Genomic DNA, 414 nt, shown 5'->3' with positions numbered 1-414 from the left:
AATAGTTACCTATAGTATCAAGACAAGAAGAAACTCGTTTCACTCGTTTCAAAAAAGCCAAAAAATCTCATCGTTAAATACTTTTAAATGCACTATTAATAAATAAATGATAAAGTGAAAATGTAACATCATCCCCACATATCATTAAATCTTTTAATATGAAAAAGTTCTTTTACCCTCCATAGCCACTTAATTGTTGAGTGGCTATTTTTAATGCTTTATTCCAATTGCTTTTTGGTTGGAACCAACGGAGCATAATGTGTTGTTGAGTTGGTACTTCGTTGGGATTAATCCCAACAAACCACCAACCAACTCGCTAACATAGTTAGCTAACACATAGCTCATTCCAACCAAAAATTTTCTCGGCATAAATGCATGTGGTATGCTTAATATAGTGCTCTTTTTCAATCGCAC

Annotated in this window: 1 protein-coding gene; it reads right to left on the bottom strand. The window is 33.1% G+C overall.

All coding sequences use genetic code 11. The features are described 5' to 3' along the window. Nucleotides 1-210: 210 nt before the first annotated feature. A partial coding sequence (locus tag ACWGQ1_RS18410) for a hypothetical protein (RefSeq protein WP_452313525.1) occupies nt 211-414 on the bottom strand: 204 nt, incomplete at its 5' end.

The sequence above is a fragment of the Microbacterium sp. NPDC055599 genome, from assembly GCF_053618975.1.
Note: the sequence above shows the minus strand (reverse complement) of the source record. Positions and strands in the feature narration are given on the sequence as shown.